Origin of the sequence: Arthrobacter sp. (assembly GCF_031179385.1) — a bacterium.
GTDB lineage: Bacteria > Actinomycetota > Actinomycetes > Actinomycetales > Micrococcaceae > Arthrobacter_D.
In genome coordinates, this window is the sequence record NZ_JAPSHV010000118.1 from 1 (window position 1) to 7,742 (window position 7,742).

The following is a 7,742-nucleotide window of genomic DNA, read 5'->3' on the forward strand; positions in this document are numbered from 1 at the left end:
CCGATACGACCAGACCGGCAGCCTCGAGCTTCTCCCGGTACTCGTTGTTCACCTCGTAGCGGTGACGGTGACGCTCACTGACGCTCGTTCGGCCGTAGGTCCTGGCGATCACCGAGCCGTCCTTCAGGGAGGCGTCCCACAGGCCGAGGCGCATGGTGCCGCCCATATCGCCCTCACCGGCGACGATTTCCAACTGCTCTGCCATTGTTGCGATGACCGGGAACTCGGTGTCCGGGTCGAACTCAGTGGAGGAAGCGCCCTGAAGGCCCACAACGTTGCGGGCGTATTCGATCACCATGCACTGCAGGCCCAGGCAGAGGCCGAGCGTAGGAACGCCGCTTTCGCGGGCATAACGGAGGGCACCGAGTTTGCCCTCGAGACCACGGATTCCGAAGCCGCCGGGAACGCAGATCGCGTCTGCGCCCTCAAGCGCCTTGGCGGCACCTTCAGGGGTCGCGCAATCATCCGAGGGCACCCAACGGATCTGTACCTTGGCCTTATTGGCGAATCCGCCGGCCCTGAGGGCTTCGGTGACCGAGAGGTAGGCATCCGGCAGGTCGATGTACTTGCCGACCAGTGCGATTTCGACGTGGTGCTTCGGGTGGTGCACGGCATCGAGAAGCTTGTTCCACTTGGTCCAGTTGACGTCCTTGAACTTCAGGTCCAAAGCCTGAACGATGTACGCGTCGAGTCCCTGGGCGTGGAGAGTCTTGGGGATGTCGTAGATGCTCGGGGCGTCAGCGGCGTTGATCACGGCATCAACGTCGACGTCGCACATCCGGCCGATCTTCTCTCGCATCGCGTCCGGCACCTCGCGGTCGGAGCGGATGACGATTGCGTCAGGCTGGATACCGATGGAACGCAGCATCGCGACCGAGTGCTGCGTGGGCTTGGTCTTGAGCTCCTGCGAAGGACCGATGTAGGGCACCAGCGAGACGTGGAGGAAAAACACGTTGTTCCGGCCGATGTCCTGGCGGACCTGGCGTGCGGACTCAAGGAAGGGCTGGGACTCGATGTCGCCGACGGTGCCGCCGATCTCGGTGATGATGACGTCCGGAACCTTGCGTCCGGCGGCCGGTTCCGCGGGCAGGCGCATGCGGCGCTTGATCTCATCGGTGATGTGCGGGATGACCTGCACGGTATCTCCGAGGTACTCTCCGCGGCGTTCCTTGGCGATAACGGTGGAGTACACCTGGCCGGTGGTGACGTTCGCCGACCCGTCGAGGCTCTCATCGAGGAAGCGTTCGTAGTGGCCGATGTCCAGATCGGTTTCCGCGCCGTCGTCGGTGACGAAGACCTCGCCGTGCTGGAAGGGATTCATTGTGCCGGGATCAACGTTGAGATACGGATCCAGCTTCTGCATGGTTACAGACAGACCACGCGCCCGCAGCAGGTGCCCGAGGCTCGAAGCCGTCAGTCCCTTACCGAGAGAGGACGCCACACCACCGGTGACGAAGATGTGCTTGGTAGTCTTGGCGGACTTTTGGAACCGGGAGATTGTTTGCTGCACCACGGAGTTCGAGCCTATCACCTGGCGGCGGTCCGTGCTGCATCCAGCAGCAGTTCCTCAGCGTGCGCCTGCGCACTGGCCGACTCCTCCTGACCGGCGAGCATGCGCGCGAGTTCCCGTACACGTTCCGATTCCGGAAGGACCTCGACGTCGCTGGCAGTGAAGCCGCCATCGGCTGCCCGGGTCTTGGTGACCCGGATGTGATGGGACGCGAAGGCGGCCACCTGCGGAAGGTGGGTGACCACCACCACCTGGACGTGCCGCGCGAGCATGGCGAGGCGCCGCCCGATCTCCACGGCTGCCTTTCCACCGACTCCGGCGTCCACTTCGTCGAAGACAAAGGTCGGGACGGGGTCGACAGCGGCAAGCACCACCTCGATGGCGAGCATCACCCTCGATAGTTCACCGCCGGAGGCGCCCTTGCCCAGCGGGCGCGGCGCGGAGCCGGCGTGGGGTTGCAGCGAGAAGGAGACCTCGTCTGCCCCGAGCGCGCCGGGCGTGTCGCCGGAGGTCACGTCGATGATGAGTTTCGCATCGGGCATGGCGAGGGCGGTGAGCTCCCCGCTCACCCTGACGGCGAGCTCCTCGGCGGCGACCCGACGTAAACCGCTCAGCTCCTGCGCCTCAGCGATCAACTGCTCGTAGAGCGCACCGGCTTCCTGTTGCAGGCCGTCAATGCGGTCGGAGTCACCGCTGATCTCATCCAGCCGTGCGCGGCTTGTGTCGGCCCACTCGATTACTTCATCGATCGAGGGAGCGTACTTGCGGATCAGGACATTCAGGTCCGCCCTGCGGGCCTCCACCTCAGCGAGTCGCTCGGGACCCTCCGAATCCAGAGACGCCGCGTAGCCGGCCAGTTCGGCGGAAATATCGGCCAGGATGTAGCCCACCTCGGCGAGCCGCGCCGCAAGGGAGCCCAGCTCGGCATCGTGGGCACCCACCGCTTCCAGCTGCCGTTTCGCTGCATCAACCAGCGTGGTGGCGTCACCCGTTTCAGGAAACTCACCCGACACGAGCGCGGAATGGGCCGCCGAGGCCGCCGTCCGCAACTCCTCGACGTTGCCAAGCTTCATCGCTTCGGCTTTCAGGGCTTCGTCCTCACCGGCCTGAGGGTCGATGCCGTCAATCTCCTCGAGCGCTGCCTGCAGCGACTCTGCCTCCCGGAGGCGGTCCCGCTCAGCGCTTCTCAGCGACTCAAGATCCGCCGTCACGTCGCGCCACCGCGCGTAGGTCGCCTGATACGCAGCCAGGGCGTCACGGAGACCAGTGCCGCCGAACTTGTCCAATGCCTCCCGCTGCGCCGCTGAGCTGCGGAGCCGCAGCTGGTCCGACTGTCCATGGACCACCACGAGCTTCTCCCCCACCTCCGCGAGGACGCCTGCGGGGGCCGACCTCCCGCCGACGTAGGCGCGGCTCCGGCCGTCGCTGTTCACGGTACGGGCAAGGATCAACCCCGCGCCGCCGTCGTCGTCGGTTTCAAGCTCTCCTCCGGCCTCCACCGCCCGGCGGGCGGCAGCGCCCTCCGGATTCACCCGCAGCAGGGCCTCAGCTGAGGCGTTCCGTGCGCCGAGGCGGACGGCGCCGGCGTCGGACCGGGCCCCCATCAGCAGGCCCAGGGCAGACAGCACCATGGTCTTGCCCGCGCCGGTCTCTCCCGTGACAACGCTGAACCCGGGCCCTAGAGCGAGCGTCGCGTCGGCAATGACTCCGAGGTCGCGGATGCGAATTTCCTCGATCATCGGGCAGGCTGACCGTCGTGTGTGACCGGCCCGCGCCAACCCTGTGTGGGCAGCTCGAACTTGCGGACGAGTCGCTCGGAGAACGGCGTCTGGTGTGTGCGCGCCAACCGGACCGGGATATCGGAACGGGTAGCCTCAACACGCGCGCCCGGCGGCAGATCCACTGTGCGCCGTCCGTCACACCACAGCACGCCTGAGGCGTCTGTGCGGGTCAGGATTTCCACCGCGAGCAGTGACGTTGGGGCGACGACGAGCGGCTTGGCGAACAATGCGTGAGCACTGATCGGCGCGACCAGGAGCGCTTCGACCTCCGGCCAGACAACCGGGCCGCCGGAGGAAAAGGCGTACGCGGTGGAACCGGTGGGTGTGGCGAGCACGACCCCGTCGCAACCGAATGAGCTCACCGGCCGGCCGTCCACCTCGAGCACCACTTCGATCATGCGTTCCCGATTGGCCTTCTCGATTGCCGCCTCGTTGAGAGCCCAGGTCCGCGCAGCCAGCTGATCACCGCGCCAGACCTGCACGTCGATGGCCATCCGCTCTTCGACGGTGTAGTCCTTGTCCACGACCCAGCGAACGGCCTCTGCAAGGTCGGCACGCTCGCTCTCGGCCAGAAAGCCGACATGGCCAAGGTTCACACCGAGCAGTGGAACCTCCGTGCCGCGAACCAGTTCTGCGGCACGGAGGATTGTCCCGTCGCCGCCGAGCACCATGCCCAGCTCGACGTCGCTCAGAGTCACGTCGTCGCCAAGGGTCTCAGTAGGCGCTGCAAGCGTGCCGTACTCCGCTTGGATATCCCGGAGCTCCTCTCCGCGCATCACCGGGGTCAGTCCGGCGGCGTGAAGCCGGGTACAGGCCTCCTGGGCAGCAGCCATGGCGTCATGGCGGCCGGTGTGGGCGAGTACCAGTATGCGTCTAGTCATCACGCTCCGTTGTATCAGGTGGGGACGGCCTCACGCAGTACCGATGGTGCCGAACGCGCCGCTGCCGTCCACTATTTCGTGCGCCAGCCGAACTGCGTCGCTATCGATCCTAGGCACCATCTGCCCGCCGGGCACCTTCATCCACAGGAAGAATTCCACATTTCCGTTCTGACCCGGAAGTGGGCTACGGGCCACACCCTCCACATCGAGACCCGCCGAGAGCGCTGATCGGACCACGCCGACGACGGCGCCGCGCCGCTGCTCCTCATCGGTCACGACCCCGGTCCGGCTGAGGGCGCTCTTACCTACTTCGAACTGCGGCTTGACCATCAGCACGAGGTCGCCGCCGCTTCGTGTCGCCCGTGCAAGCGGCTCCATGACGAGCGTCAGGGAGATGAAAGAGAGGTCGGCCACAGTGAGGTCGACCTGTCCCCCAATGTGGTCGGGCTCGAGGAACCTGACGTTGAGGCCCTCATGCACAGCGACGCGCGGATCGTCCCGCAACTGATCGACCAGCTGCCCGTGACCCACGTCCACCGCCACCACCTCGATCGCTCCCCGGCGAAGCAGCACATCTGTGAAGCCGCCGGTGGATGCACCCGCATCGAGACACCGCTTGCCCGCAACATCAACACTCGTGAAGGCGGCAAGAGCGCCGTCGAGCTTGTGCCCGGCGCGGCTGAGATAGTCCGGGCTCTCCCCCTCCGACACCATCAGCTCGTCGGTGTCCGAGATCGCGGCGGAGGGTTTGGTCAGGACAGTCCCCGAACGCAGCACGCGGCCCGCCGTGATGAGCTGCGCTGCATGGGACCTTGAGCGCGCCAGCCCACGGGACACCAGCGCCTGATCAAGACGTGCCACCGTCAGGCCTGCTCACTGTTCAACTCAGCGAGGAGTTCGTCATGGAGCCGCTCATAGAGCGCATGCCGGGCGGCGTCGTCGGCTGTGGGAACGGCAGTCAGGGAATGCAGCACGCCATCAACCGAAGCGTCGCCGGTAGGAGCCACCTCCGGATACCCGGAAGGCTCACTGCCTGTCGTCGGATCCTGCTCCGCGGGGGCTGGCTCAGTGGCTTCCACGCTCGCTCCTCACGTTCTCAGCGACTCGACTCGTCCGCGAATTCGAGCTTGGGCAGCGTTGCGGCATCCTGTTGAGGGCACGCTGCCCACCATGCTGCGCACCCTGCACGCCAGGCGTCCAGGTTCTCACGCCCGCCACCCATGATGACGACGCCGTCCTCGACTTTGGCGTAAGCCTCACCGCAGGTGAAGGTCCCGTCCTGCCGAAGGACTTCCGGGTACGGCCTGTGTAACTGGCCGAGGTCAGCGAAAAGATAGGTCGGGCGCTCGTCGGTGACCGCCGCCAAAGCGTTGGCTGCTGTGTCGACACCGGTCAGAACCAGCGCAGTCGCCATGCCCGCCCGATTCCCGCCGAGTATGTCGGTGTCCAACCGGTCGCCGACCACCAGGGCCGTTTCCACCCCCAGATGCTCCGCTGCCGTCTTGAAGAGCTGCGCTTCCGGCTTTCCCGCGACCAGAGGCGACTGTCCCGTCGCGGCGCTTACTGCGGCTACCAGGGAACCATTGCCGGGAGCGATCCCACGCGCTTGCGGAATGGACATGTCCGTGTTGGTCGCAACCCACAGAGCTCCCCCCGCAACCGCGAAGGCGGCTTCAGCGAGGTCTTTCCAGCCGAGGGTGGGCTCGAATCCCTGAATGACCGCATCGGGAGTCGGATCGGCGCTGGTTACCGGTACGAGCCCCTGGTCTGCGACATGCTGCGCCAGGATGGCGCTGCCAGTGACGAGGACAGTTGCGCCCTTCGGCACGCGGGTCGCGAGCAACTCGGCGCCTGCAAGAGCGGATCCGAAGACCTGCTCCGCGGTTGCCGGCGCTCCCAGCTCGCGGAGGTGCGCCGCCACGTCCGCGGAGGAGCGGGATGCGTTGTTGGTGATGTATGCCAGGGCGACGCCGATTCCCCCTAGCTTCTCCAGCGCCTCCGTGGCACCCGGGATAGCTGAGGGCCCGGCGTAGACGACTCCGTCGAGGTCGGCAAGAACCGCACCGTAGCGGCTTGCAATCGGAGCCTCGACCGCATCACTGGTCATCCCGCGGCTCCTCGATCACAACAGTGTCCTCGTCCTTGTTCTCGTCCTTGTCCTCCAGTTCCGGGGTTTCGGAAACGGTTGCTGTCTCGTCTGCAGTGGCTGCTTCCTCGAGCGGGGTACCGACACTCTGGACGGTTCCCCGCGCAGCTGTACGATCCAGCTCCGCAGCTTCCTCGTCGCCGACGAGATCGATGATGTCGGGGTCGGCGAATGCTCCCACGCCGAGCGCATTCTCGGCTATCTCCGCCTGGCGGTGCCAGGAGGCAGCTTCCTCGGTCCGGCCCACGGCAGCGAGGGCGTCCCCGTATGCACGGAACAGACGCGGGCTGTAGCTGAACGCCCTGTTCTTCGTCAGCTGAGGAATTTCGAGCGCCGCTACCGCCGCGTCGAGCTGACCGAGGTCGGTGCGCGCACCAGACTCGACTATTGCAAGCTCCACCTTGCCGGCGGCGTCGAGCGACGAGGCATCCTCGGATTTGGCGAGGTCGAGAGCGCGGTCGGGACGTCCGAGGCCACGCTCGCAGTCGGCCATCACCGGCAGGTGGACATTGGACCCGCTGATTCGGCGGTACGTGCGGAACTCCCGGAGAGCCTCCCCGTAGTGGCCGGCAGCGTATGCGGTGAGACCCACCGCTTCACGGACCACCGCCAGGCGTCCACCGCGACGGCTCGCAGCGAGTGCGTGCTGGAAGGCCAGCTCGGGCTCATCATCGATAAGCCGGCCCGCCATCACGAGGTGCTTGGCTACCCAGAGAGCGCTTCGCTCCTCAAGGTTACGGATTTCTGCACGCGTGATCTTGTCGAGCTCGCTGCCGGTGACATCCTCATCGATCTCCGGTGAACGCTCACGGTCGGGCCGGTTGGCGCTGCGAAGATCGCGCGCATTGTGCGGACGGGCGAACTGCTCATTCTCGCTGCCGGTTTCCCGTGGCGATCGCTCGGGACGACGTTCACCGCCTGTCTCCCGACGGTCCCCTCCGCGGGGGCCATCAGAATAGGTCCGCCCCTGACGACGGTCGTCGCTGTAACTCCGGCCCGATCTGCGCTCGTCACTGCGTTCGAACCCACTCCGGCCCGAAGAACTCCCAGCATCACGCGAGCCGGTCCCACGGGAGAAACCGCTGTTGCCACTGTCGCGGTACGAACGCCGCTCGGTGCCTGCTTCGCGCGATCGATTGTCTCCGCCTGCCGGTCGCTCCCAGCGGCGTCCAGCGTCGCCGGTGTTGCGCCGGTCCTGGCCCTGAGCAGGGCGGCCTTCGCCACGCTGCCCTTCGCGGTCCTTCCAGCCTGATCGGCTACCTGCGTCCGATCCTCTGCCGGCCCCGCCGAAGTCCTTACGCGGCCCACCCTCACGAGAGAAACCACCCTCACGACGCGGCCCACCCTCACGAGAGAAACCACCCTCACGACGCGGCCCACCCTCACGAGAGAAACCACCCTCACGACGCGGCCCACCCTCACGG

At 66.3% G+C, this 7,742-nt stretch carries 7 protein-coding genes; all 7 read right to left on the reverse strand.

Annotated elements, in window-relative coordinates; genetic code table 11:
* Positions 1 to 1,531 (reverse strand): CTP synthase (locus RIF85_RS13280; RefSeq protein ID WP_309072374.1); only part of this gene is annotated, 1,531 nt, incomplete at its 3' end.
* Positions 1,528 to 3,249, reverse strand: coding sequence for a DNA repair protein RecN (recN, locus tag RIF85_RS13285; RefSeq protein WP_309072375.1), 1,722 nt, complete (start codon positions 3,247 to 3,249; stop codon positions 1,528 to 1,530). The genes recN and RIF85_RS13280, both read right to left, overlap by 4 nt.
* Positions 3,246 to 4,172: an NAD kinase gene (locus RIF85_RS13290; protein WP_309072376.1), complete on the reverse strand. Its 927-nt coding sequence runs from the start codon at positions 4,170 to 4,172 to the stop codon at positions 3,246 to 3,248. Before RIF85_RS13290 ends, recN begins: the two co-directional genes overlap by 4 nt.
* 30 nt (positions 4,173 to 4,202) lie before the next feature.
* Positions 4,203 to 5,033: a TlyA family RNA methyltransferase gene (locus RIF85_RS13295; RefSeq protein ID WP_309072377.1), complete on the reverse strand. Its 831-nt coding sequence runs from the start codon at positions 5,031 to 5,033 to the stop codon at positions 4,203 to 4,205.
* A gap of 2 nt (positions 5,034 to 5,035) precedes the next feature.
* Positions 5,036 to 5,251 carry a hypothetical protein gene (locus tag RIF85_RS13300; protein ID WP_309072378.1) on the reverse strand — a complete coding sequence of 72 codons (216 nt, stop codon included), beginning with the start codon at positions 5,249 to 5,251 and terminating at the stop codon, positions 5,036 to 5,038.
* A gap of 17 nt (positions 5,252 to 5,268) precedes the next feature.
* Positions 5,269 to 6,279 carry an HAD-IIA family hydrolase gene (locus tag RIF85_RS13305; RefSeq protein ID WP_309072379.1) on the reverse strand — a complete coding sequence of 337 codons (1,011 nt, stop codon included), beginning with the start codon at positions 6,277 to 6,279 and terminating at the stop codon, positions 5,269 to 5,271.
* Positions 6,269 to 7,742, reverse strand: a 1,474-nt coding sequence (locus tag RIF85_RS13310) for a hypothetical protein (RefSeq protein ID WP_309072380.1), incomplete at its 5' end; no start/stop codon positions are given. The genes RIF85_RS13310 and RIF85_RS13305, both read right to left, overlap by 11 nt.